Annotated in this window: 16 protein-coding genes and 1 pseudogene; 5 read left to right on the top strand and 12 right to left on the bottom strand. The window is 69.8% G+C overall.

Annotated features, from left to right (window positions below; genetic code table 11):
• Positions 1–99 precede the first annotated feature (99 nt).
• Positions 100–561: a pyridoxamine 5'-phosphate oxidase family protein gene (locus AC07EJ_RS35830; RefSeq protein ID WP_389485413.1), complete on the top strand. Its 462-nt coding sequence runs from the start codon at positions 100–102 to the stop codon at positions 559–561.
• Positions 562–658: 97 nt separating this feature from the next.
• Here the strand turns inward: AC07EJ_RS35830 and AC07EJ_RS35825 are convergent, their stop codons facing one another.
• Together AC07EJ_RS35825 and AC07EJ_RS35820 are read right to left on the bottom strand one after the other, a co-directional pair.
• Positions 659–1582, bottom strand: a complete 924-nt coding sequence (locus AC07EJ_RS35825; RefSeq protein WP_389485411.1) for an endo-beta-N-acetylglucosaminidase H — start codon at positions 1580–1582, stop codon at positions 659–661.
• Positions 1583–1801: 219 nt separating this feature from the next.
• Positions 1802–3124, bottom strand: coding sequence for an MFS transporter (locus AC07EJ_RS35820; RefSeq protein WP_389485408.1), 1323 nt, complete (start codon positions 3122–3124; stop codon positions 1802–1804).
• 287 nt (positions 3125–3411) lie between these two features.
• On the opposite strand from AC07EJ_RS35820, the gene AC07EJ_RS35815 reads away from it, so the two are divergent.
• Positions 3412–4185, top strand: a complete 774-nt coding sequence (locus tag AC07EJ_RS35815) for a polysaccharide deacetylase family protein (protein WP_478885842.1) — start codon at positions 3412–3414, stop codon at positions 4183–4185.
• Between the two features lie 115 nt (positions 4186–4300).
• On the opposite strand, the gene AC07EJ_RS35810 is transcribed toward AC07EJ_RS35815, so the two are convergent.
• The 7 genes from AC07EJ_RS35810 to AC07EJ_RS35780 form a co-directional block, all read right to left on the bottom strand.
• Positions 4301–5110, bottom strand: a complete 810-nt coding sequence (locus AC07EJ_RS35810) for a PepSY domain-containing protein (RefSeq protein WP_389485403.1) — start codon at positions 5108–5110, stop codon at positions 4301–4303.
• Between the two features lie 113 nt (positions 5111–5223).
• Entirely contained in the window at positions 5224–6081 is an 858-nt protein-coding gene (locus AC07EJ_RS35805) for an ABC transporter ATP-binding protein (RefSeq protein ID WP_389485401.1), read from the bottom strand.
• Entirely contained in the window at positions 6078–7082 is a 1005-nt protein-coding gene (locus AC07EJ_RS35800) for an ABC transporter ATP-binding protein (RefSeq protein WP_389485398.1), read from the bottom strand. The genes AC07EJ_RS35805 and AC07EJ_RS35800 overlap by 4 nt, the downstream gene beginning before the upstream one ends.
• Positions 7082–7945, bottom strand: coding sequence for an ABC transporter permease (locus AC07EJ_RS35795; RefSeq protein WP_389485395.1), 864 nt, complete (start codon positions 7943–7945; stop codon positions 7082–7084). Before AC07EJ_RS35795 ends, AC07EJ_RS35800 begins: the two co-directional genes overlap by 1 nt.
• Positions 7942–8910, bottom strand: coding sequence for an ABC transporter permease (locus AC07EJ_RS35790; protein WP_389485393.1), 969 nt, complete (start codon positions 8908–8910; stop codon positions 7942–7944). Before AC07EJ_RS35790 ends, AC07EJ_RS35795 begins: the two co-directional genes overlap by 4 nt.
• The gene (locus AC07EJ_RS35785; RefSeq protein WP_389485392.1) at positions 8907–10538 is read right to left on the bottom strand and encodes an ABC transporter substrate-binding protein; all 1632 of its coding nucleotides are present in this window, start codon (positions 10536–10538) and stop codon (positions 8907–8909) included. Before AC07EJ_RS35785 ends, AC07EJ_RS35790 begins: the two co-directional genes overlap by 4 nt.
• A 115-nt stretch (positions 10539–10653) precedes the next feature.
• Positions 10654–12327, bottom strand: a complete 1674-nt coding sequence (locus AC07EJ_RS35780) for an amidohydrolase (protein ID WP_389485389.1) — start codon at positions 12325–12327, stop codon at positions 10654–10656.
• Between the two features lie 128 nt (positions 12328–12455).
• On the opposite strand from AC07EJ_RS35780, the gene AC07EJ_RS35775 reads away from it, so the two are divergent.
• Both AC07EJ_RS35775 and AC07EJ_RS35770 read left to right on the top strand, forming a co-directional pair.
• Positions 12456–13175 (top strand): TetR/AcrR family transcriptional regulator, encoded by a 720-nt coding sequence (locus tag AC07EJ_RS35775; RefSeq protein ID WP_389485387.1) that lies wholly within the window; start codon positions 12456–12458, stop codon positions 13173–13175.
• Between the two features lie 35 nt (positions 13176–13210).
• Complete coding sequence (locus AC07EJ_RS35770) at positions 13211–13393, top strand: hypothetical protein (protein WP_389485384.1); 183 nt, start codon at positions 13211–13213, stop codon at positions 13391–13393.
• Between the two features lie 241 nt (positions 13394–13634).
• Here the strand turns inward: AC07EJ_RS35770 and AC07EJ_RS35765 are convergent, their stop codons facing one another.
• Together AC07EJ_RS35765 and AC07EJ_RS35760 are read right to left on the bottom strand one after the other, a co-directional pair.
• Positions 13635–14075, bottom strand: coding sequence for a discoidin domain-containing protein (locus AC07EJ_RS35765; protein WP_389485542.1), 441 nt, complete (start codon positions 14073–14075; stop codon positions 13635–13637).
• Positions 14067–16034, bottom strand: a pseudogene (locus AC07EJ_RS35760) (beta-N-acetylhexosaminidase family protein); the annotation flags it as partial. The gene AC07EJ_RS35765 and the pseudogene AC07EJ_RS35760, both read right to left, overlap by 9 nt.
• Positions 16035–16702: 668 nt before the next feature.
• Here AC07EJ_RS35760 and AC07EJ_RS35755 point away from each other — a divergent pair.
• Positions 16703–18616 (top strand): discoidin domain-containing protein, encoded by a 1914-nt coding sequence (locus tag AC07EJ_RS35755; protein ID WP_478885841.1) that lies wholly within the window; start codon positions 16703–16705, stop codon positions 18614–18616.
• Between the two features lie 411 nt (positions 18617–19027).
• Here AC07EJ_RS35755 and AC07EJ_RS35750 read toward each other — a convergent pair whose 3' ends face one another.
• On the bottom strand, positions 19028–19189 hold the full coding sequence (locus AC07EJ_RS35750) for a hypothetical protein (RefSeq protein ID WP_389485379.1): 162 nt from the start codon (positions 19187–19189) through the stop codon (positions 19028–19030).
• Between the last annotated feature and the right edge of the window lie 118 nt (positions 19190–19307).

Raw genomic sequence — 19307 nt, 5'->3', positions numbered from 1 at the left:
CACACGCGACCGGTAGCTCTCGCAACACTGTCGTCGGTCGCTGGGAGTAGGTCCTTCGCCTCAGGCGCGCTCCGCGCCTGCTGGCTAGGGTCGGTCCTCATGGAGACAACAGGAATCGTTCGTCGCCGGACGGCGGAGCGGATGCGCGACACTCTGGAGCGGCTCGATGCCGAGCGGGATGCATGGGTGTCGACGGCTCACCCTGATCACGGGCCGCACCAGGTGCCACTGTGGTTCCTGTGGGATGGGCGAGCAGTATGGATGTGCACCAGCGCCACTTCCGTGACTGTGCGAAACGTCCGCAAAGAGCCGCGCGTACGCCTGTCGCTGCCGGACACCTTCGACGTGGTGCTCGTCCAGGGTGAGGCGGAGTGCTTCCCGGACCAGGAGGTGCCCGGAGGTGCAGCGGAGGCGTTCGCCGACAAGTTCGGGTGGGATCCACGCGCGGAAGAGGGTTCCTTTGTGTACGTACGCGTGGTCCCGAGGACTGTGCGCGCTTGGCGCGGCGAGCCGGAACTACGCGGGAGAGTCATCATGCGCGACGGGATGTGGCTGGGATAGACGGGATGCGGCTGGAACAACGGTCGCCCCTCGCCGACGCGCCTTTCTCGGATCGCGATCCCCGAGGGAGCACCGCGCACGGGTGCGTGCGGTCGTCTTACGGCGTGTAGACGGCGTCGCTGCCGTACAGCTCCCTGGTGAACGCGGAGACATCGGCACTGCGATCGGCGCCGTCGAGGTTGTACGTCAGATAGACGCCGTAGCCCTCGCTGACGGTGCGGCGGGCGAGGTCTGCGACCGTGCTCTGCGGGGTTCCGCCGATCTCGACGGCCGCCGGCGACAGCTTCGACTTGGGCAGTGCGATGCCGGGGACCTGCCAGCTGCCGTAGTACGGATTCCAGGCGTAGTCGAACTTGGACGTGACGTCGACGCCGCCGTAGGAGAGGCGCGAGGCGGCCGGGCCGATGTTGTAGAGACTGATGATCTTGTCCGGCATGTTCGCGCGCAGCGCCGTCACCAGGTTCACGAACGAGCTGTCGTTGGGCTGGCCGGTGCCGTTGTTGCCGTACTCGGCGTACTCGTCGTCAAAGTCGATGCCGTCGAGGCCGTACGTGGTCACGGCGTCCGACAGTTGCTTCGCGAACGCCGAAGCCGCTTGCTGGGACGGGAAGTTGGCGAAGCCCGCGCCCTGGTGGTTGCCGAGCACGGAAAGGACGACCTTGATGCCCTTCTGCTGCAACGGCCGTATCTGTGTGGCGGCGTTGTCGAGGACGCGCTGCACGTTCTCGTTGAAGGACAGATACGCCGACTTCGTACCCGTGTCGTAGTTGATGTTCGCCGCGAAGATCACGGCGACGTCGAAGACGTTGCCGCCGCCGTTGGCGAGGGTGTACTTGCCGACGTTCAGCATGCTGTTGTTGTTCACCTCGACGTACGCCACCGAGGTCGGTCCCTGTTTCGCGGGAGCCGGAGCGGGGGCCGCTGCCGCGCCGGTCGCAGCGGTCGCGCCGACGGCGAGGGCGGCGACGGCCGACAGTGCGAGGGCGGCCGTCCGCACTCTGCTCCGTACCAGACTGAACATCGTTGATCGGTCTCCCATCGCATGGTCGGCGCCCGACCTGTTCGAAAGCGCCGAGTGAGCCCTCCGAGTTTTCCGCTCCTGTGACCGAATCCCGGGACTCGCACGGGAACTCTTCACAACTCCCACGCACCTGGGGCCTCTTGTCCAGCGCCACAACCCGGCGCCAGGGCAAGGCAGTTGGTGCGCTCCGATCACTCGCCGGTGCGCCGGGCCCGCGGGTCACGCCTCCTGCCGCGCCGGCTCCCCCACCGTCAGGTCGGAGTCCGCGCGCCGCGGTATGAGCAGCAGCGCCACGAAGGAGAGCGCGCAGCAGCCCACCATGTAGATGCTGATGCCGACGCTCGACCCGGTGTCCTCCAGGATCGCCGCGGCGATCAGCGGTGCCGGTCCGCCCGCGATGACCGAGGCGAGCTGGTAGCCGAGACCGGCGCCGCTGTAGCGGACGTGTGTGCCGAAGCCCTCCGCGATGAGCGCGGCCTGCGGACCGTACTGCACATCGTGGAAGACGAGGGACAGCACGATCGCCAGCAGCACCAGCCCCGGCGACCCGGTGTTCAGCAGCGCGAAGTACGGGAACGCGAACGCGGCGATGCAGGCGATCCCGATCCCGTACACGAGACGGCGTCCGATCCGGTCGGAGAGGTGGCCGAAGAGCGGGATGGAGACGAGTCCGACGGCGGCGGCGACGAGCGTGTCGTCGAGGAGGTCACTGCGGGCGAGGCCGAGGTGTTCGGTCCCGTAGGAGAGCACGAAGGTGATGAAGAGGTAGAACGGAGCCTGCTCGGAGAGGCGTACGAACGCCGCCGTGAGGACCTCACGCCACTGGTGGCGCAGCACCTCCCAACCCGGCAGCCGGACCACGGCCCGTGCGTTCTTGACTGCGCTGAAGTCGGGGCTCTCCACGACCCGCAACCGTACGTACAGGCCGACCGCGACGAGGACGGCGCTGGCCAGGAAGGGGATCCGCCAGCCCCAGCTCTCGAAGTCGCCGCCGGTCGCCGAGGTCATCCAGCGGACCATGCCGGTCGACGCGAGCAGTCCGAGCGGCACGCCCATCTGCGGCCAACTGGCCATCAGGCCACGCCGTTTCCTCGGCCCCCACTCCATGGCGAGCAGCACCGAGCCGCCCCACTCACCGCCGACGCCGATGCCCTGCACGATGCGCAGGACGACGAGCAGGATCGGCGCGGCGAGGCCGATCGAGTCGTACGTGGGCAAACAGCCGATGAGAACGGTGCTCACGCCCATCAGCAGGAGTGTGATGACGAGAGTGGACTTGCGGCCGACCCGGTCGCCGAAGTGTCCGAAGATCGCGGCGCCGACGGGGCGGGCGGCGAAGCCGACGAACTGCGTGGCGAAGGAGGCGAGGACGCCGGTGTAGTCGGACTGGCCGGGGAAGAACAGGTGCGGGAAGACGAGCGCCGCGGCCGTGCCGTACAGGAAGAAGTCGTACCACTCGATGGCGGTGCCCACCGTGCTGGCGACGACAGCGCGATTGCGGTGGCTGTGTGTGGCGGCCGATGGTCCGGTGCTCGTGCCCACGGCGAATCCCCTGTCTTCTGCGGTCGAGCCGACTGGTGCGGGGCGGTGGAGGCATCCGTGAGAGTGCTCTTAAGTCAGGGACATGTCAATAATGCGATGCCCATCACTCCCGCACCTCTGCCCCGACAGGCGTACGCGTAGGCCTGTTTCGCGAACAGGTTGTCCGCGAACCTTCCCGGACTTGTCCGTGATCGGTAACGGAGGGATCCGCGGGCCCGTGCCTCTCGTCCTGCCCAGTGATCGCAAAGTGATCGGGGCCGGCGGGGCAGCGCGTGAAGGGGACGGACATGGGGCGGCGGAGCAACAGGCGGGGCTGGAACAGCAAGGTGATCGGGGCCGCGCTCGGGGTGACGTTGCTCGCCACCAGTGCCTCGGTGTGGACCGCGCAGGCCGGTCCCGCGGACGGCTCGTCACCCGAGGCCGGCGCCCCGGCCAGACCGGGCAGTGAGGTGAGACCGACCGCGGTGACCATCGCCCACACCTCGGACGCGGGGACCCGCGGGATCAACATCACCATCGACGACGGACCCGACCCCCGGTGGACCCCTCAAGTACTCGACGTGCTGCGGGAGTACGAGGTGAAGGCCACGTTCTGCATGGTGGGCCCGCAGGCCCAGGCGCACCCAGACCTCGTGAAGAAGGTCGTCGCGGCCGGACACCGGTTGTGCGATCACTCGGTGTCGCACGACACCGCCATGGACAAGAAGTCCGAGGCCTACCAGTCGCAGCAGATACTCGACGCCGAACGCATGATCACCAAGGCCTCCGGGGGCGTACGGCCGATGTACTACCGGGCACCCGGTGGAGCCTTCACGCCCTACAGTCGCAAGCTCGCCGCTTCCCGGGGCATGCGCCCGCTGGGCTGGAACGTGGACAGCAAGGACTTCGAGCGTCCGGGTACGGACACCATCGTCGCCACCGTCGAGCGGGAGCTGCCCAACGGAACGACGCTCCTCTTCCACGACGCGGGCGGCGACCGCGCCCAGACCGTCGAAGCCCTGCGCCGTATCCTCCCCCGGCTCAAGGAACAGGGCTACTCCTTCGGCTTCCCGGTGCGCTGAGCCTCCGCCGGCTCGGTGCTTCGGGGCCGATGCCCGCTCCCTGACGTGGCTCCGGCAGCTGGAGCTGTGCTCGTGGGAGGCCGGATCGCCGGCCTCCCACGGCGGCGGCAGCGCGTCAGTCGCGGTCGACCTCCTCGCGGATGATGGTGCCCTTCACCGCGTCGATCTCGAAGTCGGTCTTGTTCCAGTCCGGGGTGACGACGCCGACGGACCAGATGAGGGTCTTGTCGTCGTTGTCATCCAGGTTGACGGAGGTGACCGTGCCCTTCTTCTTGTCCGTGGCGACCTTGGCCGCCTGCTGCGGCGTCTGGGTGGCACGGGCGATCCGGTCGGCCATCTCGCGCTTGTCGCCGGAGTCCTGGCCGCTCTCGACGACGGACTGGATCACCTTGCCCGAGACGGCGTCGATGCGGACGGTGTGCGTGGTCCCGTCCTTCCCTACGACCTCAGCGACCCATTCGGGGGAGGTGGAGCTGCCGCTCGGGCTGGAGCCGGCGGTCCCGCTCGGGCTGGGACTACCGCTGGGACTGGGGCTTCCGCTGTCGTCGGCGTTGTTGTCGTTGTGGTTCTCGTTGTCGCCCGGGCCCTTCAGGGCCAGTTCGGCCAGCTTGCTGCCCGAGACCTCCCCCTCCGCCGTGGCGGCGGCCTTGTCGAAGGTGACCTTGGTGGCACCGAGCAGCTTCATGCGCGCTGCCTGGTCCTCCGTGAGCTTCGCGCTGGAGGACGGGCTGTCCGATGGGGTGGCCGCCGGGCTCGGAATGGCCTTCGCCGCTTCCTCGGTCGCTGCGGCTGTCGTCTTGCCATTGCCCCCGCCGCAGCCTGTCATCAGTGCCGCTGAGGCTACGACGGCGCACACGGCGCCGACGACACGGAGGTGGCGGGCGCGCGGAATGCCGGTCTTCTTGCGTCGGGACTCAAATCTCATAACCCCATGCCTAGCCCTCACACCGATCGGCCATGTTGCCCGACGGCCGGAGTCACCCGATCGACCATGCCCGACGGAGGTGATTCGCGTCCGTGGCCGAGCCCGGCGGGGCGTCAGCCGCCGCCTCCCGCCGACAGCGGATCGAGCTCCCGGCGCCGTCGACTGATGGAGTCGGGGTCCCAGTCCGGCCGGGGGACGGACGCCAGCAGCAGCTGCGTGTACGGGTGTCCTGGGTCGGCGAGCAACTCCGCGACGGGGCGGTGTTCCATGGTGCGGCCCCGGTACAGGACGAGCGCCTCGTCGCACACGTACCGCACGACAGCCAGGTCGTGGCTGACGAAGACCAGGCCGATGCCGGTGTCGCGGCGGATGTCCGACAGCAGGTTGAGCACCTGCGCCTGAACGGACACGTCGAGCGCCGACACCGCCTCGTCGAGTACGAGTACGGCGGGTTCTACCGCCAACGCCCGTGCGATGGCGGCTCGTTGACGCTGCCCGCCGGAGAGTCTGCGTGGCAGCGCCGCCGCCTCGCGATCGCCGAGGCCGACCTGGGCGAGGAGTTCCCGCACCCGGGCGCTGCGGGCCGCGGGCTCGGCGAGACCGTGCAGGCGCAGCACTCCGTCGAGGGTCGCGCCGATACTGATCCGCCCGTCCAGCGAGAGGTACGGGTCCTGGAAGACGATCTGTACCGCCTTGGCGCGGGCGAGGCGGGCCGCCCGGCCGCGTACGGCGGCGGCCAGGGGTTCGCCCTGGACGAGGATCTGTCCGGCGTCGGGCCGTTCGAGGCCGATCAGCATCCGGGCCGTGGTCGTCTTGCCGGAGCCCGACTCCCCCACGATGCCGAGAGCGCCGCCGGCCCGCAGCGAGAACGACAGGTCGTCGACGGCGACGACCTCCGTCCTACCCGTTCGATAGGTCTTGCGCAGACCGCTGACCTGGAGCAGCGTGCGAGCATCGGTTTCGGTGGTCAACTTTCCTCCGTCGCACGGGGGTTGGTCGCGGAAGTGGCCGACTCGTCCGCGAGGTGGCACGCGACCAGGGCCTCGCCGCTGCGCTCCAGCGGCGGCGGTGACTGGTCACAGACACCGGGCCGGGCGAAGCGACAGCGGGCCGCGAACGAGCAGCCGGGCGCCGAGTCGAGCAGCCCCATCGGTGAGCCGGGAATCGGAGTGAGCCGCGCGGGCGGCCCCTCCGGCGCCTGAAGCGGTGGCGACGAGCCGAGCAGGCCCGCGGTGTACGGGTGTCGGGGCGTCGCGAAGAGCGCGGCGGTGGGCGCCGTCTCCACGATCCGGCCCGCGTACATCACATAGATCCGGTCGCAGGCGGCGGCCGCGAGCTCGATGTCATGCGTGATGAGGAGCATGCCCAGACCGCGTTCGCGCTGCAGCCGCCCGAGGACGGCCATGATCTCGGCCTGGGTCGAGACGTCGAGCGCGGTGGTGGGTTCGTCGCACAGCAGCAGCCGGGGTTCGGCGGTGAGGGCCGAGGCGATCATGACGCGTTGCAGCATGCCGCCGGAGAGTTCGTGCGGGTACTGCCGCAGGTGCCTGGCGGGGTCGGGGAGGCCGACCGCGCCGAGCAGTTCGGCGGCGCGGGCGCGCGCGCGATCCTTGGCCCAGCCGTGACTGACCCGCAGCGACTCGGTGAGGAAGTCGCCGATGCGGCGCACCGGGTTGATGCCCGCCCGAGGGTCCTGGAAGATCATCGCGGCTGTGCCGGTGCGGACAGCCCGCAGGTCCGCGGCGTCAGCACCTACCAACTCCCTCCCATCAACCCGGACTTGGCCCTCCACGCTCGACCCCGCCGGGAACAGGCCGAGCGCGGAGCGGGCCGTGACCGACTTCCCGGAGCCTGACTCGCCGACCAGCGCGACGACTTCACCGGCGGACACCGTCAGGTCGATGCCGTCGAGGACAGGGCGGGCCATGCCGGGCAGGGTGATGCTCAGCTTCTCGTATTCAAGGAGTGCCATCAGGACTCCCTCCCCGCGAGCCGGTCGCCGAAGTTCTCCCCGACGACGTTGAAGGCGACGACCACGACCACCACGGCGACCGCGGGCACGACCGCGGACAGCGGCCGGCCTTGCAGCACGGCGGCCTGCGACTGGTTGATCATGGCTCCCCAGTCGGGGGTCGGCGGCTGGACGCCGAGGCCGAGGAAGGACAGCGCGGCGAGGTCGAGCAGCGCGTAGCCGAAGTTGACGGTGGACTGGGCGAGCACGGTCGGGCCGATGTTGGGCAGCAGCCTGCGGACCGCGACGTACAGCGGGGAGTGCCCTTGTACGCGGTAGGCCGCGATGTACGGTCTGGCCTGTTCCTGGAGCGCGAGGCCGCGTACCAGTCGTGCGGTGTACGGCATGTAGGCCACGGACATGGCGATCACCGGGGCAGTCATGCCTTTGCCGAAGACCGCCACCGCGAGGATCGCGACGAGAAGGGCCGGGAAGGCGAAGACGACGTCGAGCAGGCGTCCGACGGCCGTGTCGATCCAGCCACCGCGCCACGCCGAGAACAGTCCTAGCGCAATCCCGGTCACCGTCGAGAACAGGACCACCAGCATCGGTCCGACCAGGCTCGTCCGGCTGCCTTCGATCAGGGCGGAGAACGTGTCGTGGCCACCCTGGTCGGTGCCCAGCCAGTGGTCGGGACTCGGGCCGACGAGGCCCGCGCCCAGTTCTCCGTACGTCGGGTCCTGCGGCGCGAGCCACGGCGCGAACACCGAGACGAGGACGAAGAGGACGAGGAGTCCCAGGCACAGGTTCTGAAGCCAACCACCGCCCAGGGCACGCAACTTGGCGGCCGGGCCGCGCAGCACTCCTGCCACCGGGGCGCTCATCGTGCGCTCCCGGCTGCCGCCACCCGCGGATCGATCAGCGGATGCACCAGGTCGACCAGGAAGTTGACCACGACGAACGCGGCCACCACGAGCAGCACGATCGCCTGCACCACCTGGAAGTCCATCTGGTTGACCGACGTCACCAGCAGCGACCCCACGCCCGACATGCCGAACGCGGTCTCCACGATGGAGGTGCTCACCAGCATGCCGGAGATGAGGAGTGCGGAGACGGTGACGATCGGGCCGAGGGCGTTGCGCAGCACATGGCGGCGGATCACCGTCCACCGCGGGGTGCCGCGGCTCACCGCGACCTCGACGTGCTCACGGCCCATCTCCTCCAGCATCGACGAGCGGGTCACCCGCGTGACCATCGCCATGAAGGTGACCGACAGGGCGATTGCCGGGAGCACGACGTGGTGCAGCCGGTCGAGGACGCCCGTGCCGTTGCCGATGGTCGGGAACCAGCCCAGCTTCACGCCGAACAGCGAGCGCAGCAGCAGCGCGGCGACGAACGCCGGGGCGGCGGCCCCGACCGTCACCAGGAGCATCAGCACGGAGTCGGTGCGCGAGCCGCGGCGCAGCGCGCCGACCATGCCCGCCGCGACGCCGACCACCGCGATCAGCAGGGCGGAGGCCGCGATCAGCAGCATCGTGGCCGGCAGCCGCGACCAGATGACCGAGCTGACGTCCTGGTGGAAGACGTAGGAGCGGCCGAAGTCGCCGTGCAGCACGCCGCTCAGCCAGTCCCCGTACCGGACGAGGAACGGCTCGTCGAAGCCGTACCGGTGGCGGATCTGGGCGAGTTCCCCGGGGCCGGCGCTGCGGCCGCGCACCAGGAAGCTCGCCGGGTCGCCGGGCGCCAGGTACAGCGAGGAGAACACCAGGAACGAGGTGACCAGCAAGGTCGCCGCCATCCCGGCCAGTCGGCGCGCGACCCCGAGCGCCCGTGTGGTCGTACGGCTCACTTCTTGGCCCCGATCTCGGCCGCCCACGGGTAGTAGAGGTAGGCGACGGACGGCTGCACGCCGGTGATGCGGTTGCCGAGGAAGACGCTCGTGGGCTGCGTGTACAGGGGCAGCCAGGGGAGCTCGCGCAGGGCGATCTTCTGCGCCTTCGCACTGGCCCGGGCCCGCGCAGCCGGGTCATAGGTGCCGGCGGCGTCCTCGACCGCCTTGTCGAACTGCCTGTCCGACCAGCCGCCGTAGTTGGTGAACATGCCGGTCTCCAGGGAGCCGTACACATCCAGCGGATCGGTGATCGAGGTGTACCAGAACGTCAGGAAGAGGTCGATGCCCTTGCGGGCGGCGGCGTCGGTGAAGAGCGTCGAGTACTTCTCCGGGGAGAGCGTCTCGATTCTGGGGTCGAGGCCGATGGCCTTGGCGGCCTGCTCGACGGCCTGCGCGACGATCGTCGTCTGCGAGTCGAGCGGGCTGGTCGCGATGACGATCCGCTGCCCCTTCACGCCGGCCTTCTGCGCGATGTCCTTGGCCTTGGCCGGGTCGTACGGGTGGTGCGGTGCGTCCTTGATGATGGCCTTGCGGCTCGCGGCGGGAGCCTGGTTCCACATGTTGTCGGTGACGAGGGAGTCGGTGACCTCGCCGACCCCGCCCGCGCCGGCCTTGACGATGCCCTTGCGGTCGATGGCCATGAGCAGGGCCTTGCGCACCTCGGTGTCGCCGAGGGGGCCTTTGAGGTTGCTGACGATCTCTTCCGCGACGGTGCTGTTGACGCCGTAGTAGAGCTGGCCCGCGGTGGACTTGCCGAGCTGGTCGTAGGCGTCGGCGGGGACCATCCAGCCGCCGTCCACCTCACCGCTCTGGAAGGCGTTGACGCGGGTCGTCGGGTCGCCCAGGAACACGAACTTGACCTGGCCCGCCTTGGCCTTCAGTTTGGTGTTCCAGTACCCGTCGAACTTCTTCAGGGTCAGCGACTGCCCCGACGCCCAGGTCCCGAACGAGAACGGGCCCGTGCAGTTCACGCCGCCCTTGGGGCTGCCGTAGTCCTTGCCCGCCTCGGCGAGGGTCTTCGCCGCCTCGACGGTTCCGGAACTGGTGGCCATCTCCTGGTTGAAGACCGCGTCCGGCTTCGTCAGCTTGACGGTGACTTCCAGCGGCCCGGTCTCGTCGATCGACTTCACGTTGCGGAACGTGTTCTCCCAGGCACTGCCCACGGCCGGGTCCATGTGGCGGCGCAGCGAGGCGACGACATCGTGCGCGGTGAGCACCGTCCCGTCGTGGAAGTGCACGTCGGGGCGGATCTTGTAGACCCAGGTGGTGGGCGTCGGATTGCTGTACGAGGACGCCAGGTTCGGCGACGTCGTCAGGTCCGGGTTCCAGCGCAGCAGACTCTCGCAGACGTTGGCGAGGATCTGGTTCGGCGGGTAGTCGTACGCGTAGGCGTAGTCGAGCGAGGACGGTTCGGCGTAGATCGACCAGGTGAAGGAGCCGATGTCACCCGCGGCGGCGGGCGTCCGCTTCGTGAGCTTGTACGCGGTGCCGCCGCCGACGCCCTTGTCCGGGTGCGCCGTGCCACTGCACGCGCTGGTGACGAGCAGGGCGCTCGCCGCGAGAAGAGCCCCCGCGGTGCGCCGCACCCCCCGTGTCCGTATCGGTCGTCTCCGTGTCAGCTGTCTCGGTCCTGCGCTGGCTGAGGGCACCGTCTGTCTCCGTCCGGGTGGGCTCGATGAAGTGCCTGAGGGGTTACGTGCGTCAGTCGTGCGCGGTGAAGACGGGTTGGCCCTCGACATAGGTCCGGCGCACCCGGACGTCGGCGATCTCCTCGGCGGGCCGCGTGAACGGGTCGCGGTCCAGGACGACGAGATCCGCGTACTTGCCCTCCTCGACCGTGCCGGTCACGTCGTCGAGGTGGTTCACCCAGGCGGTGCCCGCGGTGTACGCGGCGAGGGCCTCGGCCAGGCTCAGCGCCTGCTCGGGATGGAACGGCGGATACGTCGCGCCCTCGGGAAGCTCCTGGGCGGGGGCGGCACGGTTGACCGCGACGTGGATGCCCCACATCGGGTCGGGGCTGCTCACCGACCAGTCGCTGCCCGCGACGAGGCGGGCCCCGGCACGGCTCAGATCCCCGAACGGGTACTGCTGCGCGGCCCGTTCGGCCCCCAGGAACGGGATCGTCAGCTCGTCCATCTGCGGTTCGTGCGCGGCCCACAGCGCCTGGATGTTCGCGGCGACACCCAGCTCCGCGAAGCGCGCGATGTCGTCGGGGTGGACGACCTGGAGGTGCGCCATGTGGTGGCGGTGGTCGTTGGCACCGTTGGCTGCGCGGGCCGCACCGAGCGCGTCGAGGGCCTCGCGTACGGCCCGGTCGCCGAGCGCGTGGAAGTGGACCTGGAAGCCGGAGCGGTCGAGCGCGCACACCGCCTCGCGCAGCAGGCCGGGCTCGACAAAACTCAGGCCGGAGTTGCCCGTCGGGCAGCCGCACCCGTCGAGATACGGCTCCAGCATCCCGGCGGTGAAGTTCTCCGCGACGCCGTCCTGCATGATCTTGACGCTGGTGGCACGGAACCGGCCGGCCTGCCCGATCCGGCGGCGCTCCACCAGCTCGGGAATCTGCTCCAGCCCACGCTCGCGGTCCCACCACAGGGCTCCGACGACCCGGGCGAGCAGGGTGCCCTCACGGGCCGCGCGCAGATACACGGGCAGGTTGTCCGGGTGGCCGTGGAAGGAGCCGATCATGGCGTCCTGCCACCCGGTCACCCCGAGGGAGAACAGGTAGTCCTGCGCGGCGAGCAGCCCGGCGTACGTCTCTTCCTCGGTCGCGACCGGAACATGACGGGCCACCAGCTCCACTGCCCCCTCGTGCAGGGTGCCGGCCGGGGTGCCGTCCGCCTCCCGCTCGATCCGGCCGTCCGCCGGGTCGGGGGTGGCGCCGTCGACCCCGGCGAGCTCCAGCGCGCGGGAGTTGACCCAGGCGCCGTGGCCGTCGCGGTTGGTCAGCAGCACGGGCCGGTCCGGTACCACCGCGTCGAGCATGCCGCGCGTCGGCGTCCCACCGGGGAAGCTGTCCATCGACCAGCCGCCACCACGGATCCAGGCCGCGTCCGGGTGTTCCTTGGCGTACCGGGCGACGACCGCGAGGCAGCCCTGCGCGGTGAACTCCTCGCTCTGGTCGCAGCCGAGCATCTGGGTCCCGCCCATCACCGGGTGGACGTGCGAGTCCTGGAAACCGGGGACGAGCAGCCCGCCCTCCAGGTCGACGACCTCCGTACCGGCCCCGGCCAGCGCTCGCACCGTACCCGCGTCGGCGACGGCGACGATCCGGCCGCCCGCGACGGCAACGGCGGCGTCCACCGGGAGGAGGCCCGTGCCGGTGAAGACCCGGCCCCCTACGAAGACGGTGTCGGCCCGTCGGGTGCTGTGCGCCATCAACTCAACCTCCAGCTCGGCGGATTGACCCGCCCGGCGTGTGTGTTGAGGAGGAGTGAACGGCAGCGCAACAACGCTGTCAACACTGTTGCGCCCATTGGGCGACGGATCGCTACACTGGCCGCACCATGCCGAAGTCACCCGCCAACACGGCGAAGTCACCCGCCAGCACGGCCCGGAGCAGCAAACGCGCAGGCAGTCAGCTCACGCCCGACGCGATCATCGACGCGAGCCTGCGCATCGCCGCCCGCGGAAGCAAGGACGCCTTCACCGTCCGGCGTCTGGGCGAAGAGCTCGGCGCGGACCCGACCGCGATCTACCGGCACTTCCGCGACAAGGACGAGCTGCTGCTGTCGGTTGCCGACCGCACGCTCGGCGAGGCGCTCGACGCCATCCCCGAGGGGCTCGACTGGAAGGGCCGCATCCGGGCACTCGCCGGCGCCTCCCTCGCCGTCGCCCTCAAGTACCCGGTGGTGGGCTCGGCCATGGCGAGCCGGACCACGCGCCGGTCCAACGAGTTCCGGGTCGTCGAACTCATCCTCGGCGCCGTCCGGGAGGCCGGCCTGGAGGGCTCCGAGGCGGCCGTCCACTACCGAATGGTCGGCGACACACTCCTCGCGTACGTGGGGCAGCAGGCCGCGTTCCTGCTGTTCGACGCGGACGCCCGCGCGGCCGACGACTCCGCGTGGAGCCGCGAGTACCGGCTGGTCGACCCGAAGCACTTCCCCAACATCACCCGTCTCAGCGGCGAACTCGCCGAGGTGGCGGACGACCAGATCTTCGACGCCACGGTCGACGCCCTGATCTCGGCCATCGAACTGCGCGCCATGGCCCCGCGGGGGTCATAGGGTCTTTCGTTTGGATCATCAGGCGTTGCCACCGGATGCCACACCGGCATCGGCCGCGAGGTGCGGGTGGCGGCGGCAGCACGACGAACGACCTCACCGCCACGTTCGCCGAGCGGGTCTCCGCCTTCTCGCCCAGCGTCGTCTCCGTCATGCTGGGCACGAACGATGTCGCCGCCTCAGGCATCGGCGTGGCGGTGTACCGGCACCGAATCTCCTGAGGCTGATCAGGTCGATCCGCGCTCTGCCGGGATCCGGCATCCCACTGCTCCAGACCCCCAGCCCGCTCAACACCGGCACGTGGCCCGGGTGCGCGGCTCTCGTCGACTTCCCTGGTTCGCGTGGAGTCGGGAACGGCTCGGGCGGCTCCCGCGCCGGACCGCCCGACGGGGCAGGAAGCCAGGGTCACTGGCTTCCTGCCCCGCAAAGCGCGGCGGCGGTACGGACCCACCGACCCCGCTCTCAGTTGTTCACTGGTGTGCCGTAGATCCCCATCTCGTAGATGGAGTAGCCCCAGTCGGTGCGGCGCTTGACGCCCTGCATGCGCACATAGGTCGCCGTCCGGTCGCCGGTGAAGCGGATGACGTCGGTGGCGCAGGCGGTCGGGGTCCTGGTGGCGGCGGTGGTCCAGTGCACGCCGTCGTCGGAGGTCTGGATACGGTACTCGGCCGCGCACGCGGCCTCCCACGCGACGCTCACCGCGGCGACCTTCGCGGGCGCGGCCAGCTTGACCTGCACCCACTCGCCGTCCCCGTACCCCGATGCCCAACGGGACGTGGTGGAGCCGTCGTTGACGTAGCGGGCAGCCAGATTGTCGAGGTCGCCCTCCACACTGGAGGCGCTCGCGGTGCCCTTCAGGGCGAGGTTCTCGCCACCGCCCGCCGAGTCCCACAGCTCGAGCATCGTGTCGGCCTGCACGAGGAAGGCGTCGAGTACGCCGTCACCGACCTTCACCGGGGCGGCACCCCAGGAGTTGCGCGGCGGATCGACGCGCGCGGCCACGGCCTGCTCCTGCAGCTTGCGTGACTCGGCGAGGAGCTTCTGCGACCGGTCCGCGTCCCCGTCGACCCGAGCGGCGAGAGCGTCCACCATGGACACCGTCGCCCTGCCCCACAGCTCGGTGGCTCCCAGCCACGGCTCGGCGTCGGTCACGAAGCCGGCCTGTACGGATCCGTCGCGAATCCGCTCAGGTGCCCGGGCGATGGCGGTGGCGTAGGAGCGCAGGGCCGCGAGGGCCGTGGCCCGGTCGCCGGCCTTCCACTGTGCCCAGAACCGGGTGAGGCGGGCGGTCAGTTCCGGAGCCTGGTCCTGCCACGGCGTCTCCCCGAACGTGGGAGCAAGGTGCTCCAGATCGGCGAAGACGCCAAGGGCTCGCGTCGCCTCGTCGTCGCCGCCCGCGAGGTAGGCCAGGGCCTGCGTCCAGGTGGCGCCGGCGTCGTAGGCGCGGTCGTTCCACGCGAAGGACGCCGCGCCGAAGACGGCGACCTTGCTGGCGTAGGGCTGGTTCATGGGGTTCGCGACGATCCCGCTGAGGTGCTCGGACAGCCCGGCCTCGCGCTTGTCGTACGGGGCGAGCAGAAGCCGGCCGCTCGTGCGGCCGTAGTCGTTGACGGGGTAGTTGTCCCAGACGAACACCTTGCGGCCGAACAGCTTGGAGGCGGCGTCCGCCTGCTGGTTGGTGATGGCCGGCGGAACGACGTCGGTGCCCGTCCACATGACGACGACCGCGGGGTCGAGCGTGGCCCGCATCGTCTGCTTGTACGCGGTATCGGTGAGGTCTCCGTACTCGGTGGGGACCATCTGCAACGGCTGGGTGCCGGAGTGGGTCGAGACGAAGTTGCGCTGGATGTCGTTGAGGAGGTCGACCTGCGCCTTCGCGGCGGCTTCCCGGCCGGGCGCTCCGTAGGCCGCCTCATCGCCGGCACAGTTCCACTTGGTGTAGCTGATGTCGTCCAGAGGGATGGAGAACGCGCGGACGCCCAGGTCGTAGACCGCCTGCAACTTCTTCTTCAGCGCCGCCCGGTCGGCGGCGTCGGAGTAGCAGATGGAACCGCCGGGCGAGACGGCGAAGGTGAACCGGACGTGGTTGACGTCGGCTCGCTCGACCAGCCGGCCGAGTTCGGCGACCTTGTCTGCCGGGTACGCCTCCCGCCACTTGTCGCGGTGGTACGGGTCGTCCTTGGGCGCGTACACATAGGTATTGGCCTTGACGTCGCCGTAGAAGTCCATCTGGTCGAGGCGCTCGGCCGGTGACCAGGGCTGTCCGTAGAAGCCCTCGATGGTTCCACGCAGCGGCATGGCCGGCCGGTCGCTGACGCGGGCTCCCGCGATGTGCCAGCCATGGTCGGTCCGGACGAACAGCTGCCGCAGCGTCTGCACGGCGTAGAACTGCCCTGAGGCGTCGGTGCCCCCCAGAGCGACCTGCCGGTGCGCACCGTGCGAGGTCACGCGCAGCGCATAGCCCTCAGCCTGGTCCGGCGTCTTCGTGCTGCCGAGGTTCGTGGCGATGTCGGGTCGGGAAGCGGGGCCCAGACGCAGGGTCAGCAGGCCGGGCGGGGTCCGGGTGCCAGGGGCGACCACGTCGACGCGATCGGCACCATGGGCGCGCAGTTCACGCTTGAGGCGGTCCCGGGCAGCGGCGTCTGTGCGGTCGTCCGCAACCACCACCACGCGCCCCGTCACTTCGGCATCCGCCCCCGCACGGGCGATCGACTGCGGTGTGGGCGAGACCACGGGAAGGGAAGGCCGGGCTGCGGAGTCGGCCGGGGACTCGGCATGTGCCGACGGACCGAGACCGAGCTGGCCGGCGGCGAGGCCGACGACCAGGGCGGAAAAGCCGACAAGGGAGCTGGGTCTCTTCATGGGTCTCCGATCCGTTGGAGGTATGCGCGGCTCTCAGGGCGCGTTCGGGGTTCGTCCGCCACCATCCGAACGGCCGACACGCGCATGACGGTGCATCAGTCATGGCTGTGCTGCACATAGTTGCGGGGATTCCAGGACGAGGAATGCCCGCTCGTCACCGTCGCACAGCACTCAACATGTTGTCTAGACCTATTGGTCTGGACCTCTTGAGTCCAGACCGGTGAGGCGGGAGCACGCCCTGCCCTGGCTGCGGAGTCCGGGAGTGCTCGCCGGGACGGTGGCGCAGCTCGACCCGTCACGCATCGTCGTCGGTGGGGAGTTGACGCAGCTCGGGTCGCTGGTGCTCGATCCCGTCCGCCAGCCCCTGGCCCGCCTGAAACACCCCCCTCGCGATGCGTCGCGTCGAGGTGGTCCAGGCGGATCTCGGCGTGAACGCGGGCGCGTTGGGGGCGGTGGCGCTCCTGCTGCGGCAGGAGACGGCTGCGGGCCGAGCGCGCCGACACCGTTGGCACGAGATCCAACAACCCTCTGGATCCCGCCAGTTCAGGCCATTGACGCACGGCTCGACCACCCTTACGGTTCCAGGACATCAGACATCTTACCTCTGATGTCTAGTCCAATGTGGACCCAGAATCCGTGCATGCCCTCCGAGGAAAGGCATCTCCACTGTGAAGAGATCCGCTCCGGTCACCGTGGTGGCAGCCGCCGCCTTGGCACTGACGACGGGTGCCGCAGTCGCCGCACCCGCGCCGTCCGGTGCCCTCTCCCAGCAGGACCTGGCGACCGCCGGCACCGGCTCCCCCTACTACCGCATCCCCGCGCTGACCACGACGAAGGCCGGCACCGTTCTGGCGGCCTACGACGCCCGTCCGACCCTGGGCGACCTGCCCAGCAACATCGGCATCGTGCTGCGGCGCAGCACCGACGACGGCCGGACCTGGCAGCCGCAGAGCTTCGTCCGCAAGGATCCGGCCCCGCACGGCTACGGCGACCCGAGCCTGCTCGTCGACCGCCGGACCGGCCGGATATTCCTCTTCTACGCGGCCGGACAGAACCAGGGCTACTTCGGCAGCACCACCGGCACGGACGAGAGCGACCCGAACGTCCTCCAGGCCGATTACAGCTACTCCGACGACGACGGCCTCACCTGGAAGCACCGCCGCATCACCCACGAGATCAAGGACCCCGCCTGGGGTGGGCTGTTCGCCGCGAGCGGCCAAGGCATCCAGATCCGGCGAGGCCCGTACCCCGGGCGGCTGATCCAGCAGTATTCAGTGCGGTACAAGGGTGGCAACTGGGCAGCCAGCGCCTACAGCGACGACCACGGCGACACCTGGCACATGGGAAACCTGGTCGGCCCCGGCACCGACGAGAACAAGAGCGTCGAGCTGGCTGACGGCCGCCTCATGCTCAACGTCCGGTCCAGCCCCAACCGCCTCGTCGCCTATTCCTCCGACGGCGGCGCCAACTGGACCGGACTGCACGCAGACCCGAACCTGATCGACCCGGGAGACAACGGTTCCGTCATCCGCTGGAACCCCGGCGCCGCACCCCGCAGCCCCGCGGCCCACAAGCTGCTCTTCAGCAACAACGAGAGCACCACCGACCGTGCCGACACCACCGTCAAGATGTCCTGCGACGACGGTCGGACCTGGCCGATCCGCCGCACCGTCGAAGCCGGCCCCTCCGCGTACTCCACCCTCTCCCGCCTCGGCGACGGCTCCTTCGGCCTGCTCTACGAGCGTGGCACGGCCCACCCGTACGAGAAGATCACCTTCGCCCGTTTCGGCGACGGCTGGCTGAACGGCGTCTGCGCGCCGCTCGCCATGGCCGCGCCGAAGTCGCTTCCGACCGGTGGGACCAGCGACTTCACCGTGACGGTCACCAACCAGGAACCGCACCTCCTGAAGGGCGGCGCCCTGCGGCTCGACCTGCCCGGCGGCTGGAGCGCTCCGGTGGTCGACGTACCCACGATCCGCAGCGGGAAGCAGGTCACCGTCACCGTCCCGGTGACAGTCCCCGACACCGCGATCGCCGACGCATACCAGTACACCGCGCACCTGACCACTCGCCAGGGCAGCTCCTACGCCGCCGGCACAGCAACCATCGAGCCGGGCCTGGGTGGCCAGGTGCCGGTCGACCGGACCGGCATCAGTGTCGCTTCGGTGGACAGCGAGGAGACCGCCGCCGAGAACGGCCGTGCCGCCAACGCCGTCGACGGCGACCCGGCCACGAAGTGGCACACCGCCTACACTCCCTCCGCCGCGCCGATGCCCCATCAGCTGACGCTGGATCTGGGCACCACCCAGCCCATCTCAGGTCTGCGCTACCTGCCTCGCCAGGACGGCGGCGGCAATGGCGACGTGGCCCGCTTCTCCATCGAGGTCAGCGACGACAACGCGTCGTTCCGACAAGCCTTCGCGGGCACGTACAGCGGCTCGAAGAGTGAGAAGGAAGCCACCTTCGCCACGCACCAGGCACGCTACGTCCGCTTCACCGCGCTCAGTGCCGTGAACAGCCAGCAGTTCGCCGCAGCTGCGGAACTGACCGTGTGCCGCTCGAAAACACGATTCGGGACCTGACCTGGCAGCTCCCAGACCATAAGACCGGCCCGCACAGCCTCTGCGACGATCCTTCGAAGCCGTCTGTTCGGCCGCGGCACCGCATCCCGAGGGACCACCACATACGGCCGTATCTGGGGCTGGAGCCCGCGGCACTGAGCCGCCCCGACCTGCAAAAGATCACCACCCAGCCTGCCGCCGCGCTCCGCACCGGCGGGGGCCCACGGCATGCCCGTGGGCGCGAGCGCGGGATGCCGGGGGCACCAGGTGCGTCCCACCGCGCAACGCGTCCTCACCGCGCCGGTCCGGCCCGCCGACGAAGCCGGCGGCATCCCCGCATGCTGATGCCGACCGTGGGAAACACCGCCCGCCCCATGCCGACATGCTCATTGCCGACGTTGAACGGGCGGCGGCTGTACGGAAGTTGAGGAGCTACTGCCAGATGCGGATGTAGTCGACGTACATGTTGGAGGTCCACTCGTAGGTCTCGTCGTGGATGGAGCCGTCGGCCCAGTTGTCGAGGACCTCGTGGGAGAGGATGGGGAACTCCATGACCTGGCTGATCAGTTTGGGGTCGGTCTCGGTGCGCACCACGGCCCCGTCATAGGTGAACTCCAGTTTTCACCGCGCAGCCGTTGTCCCGCTGATCGCTCAGCCGGCGTTCACAAAGGGTTGGTGTCCAGTCGCTTCGATGAGCGGGTTGCAGCACCCA

The organism is Streptomyces sp. NPDC045026, from assembly GCF_056432625.1.
This window is presented reverse-complemented; position numbering and strand designations above follow the sequence as displayed.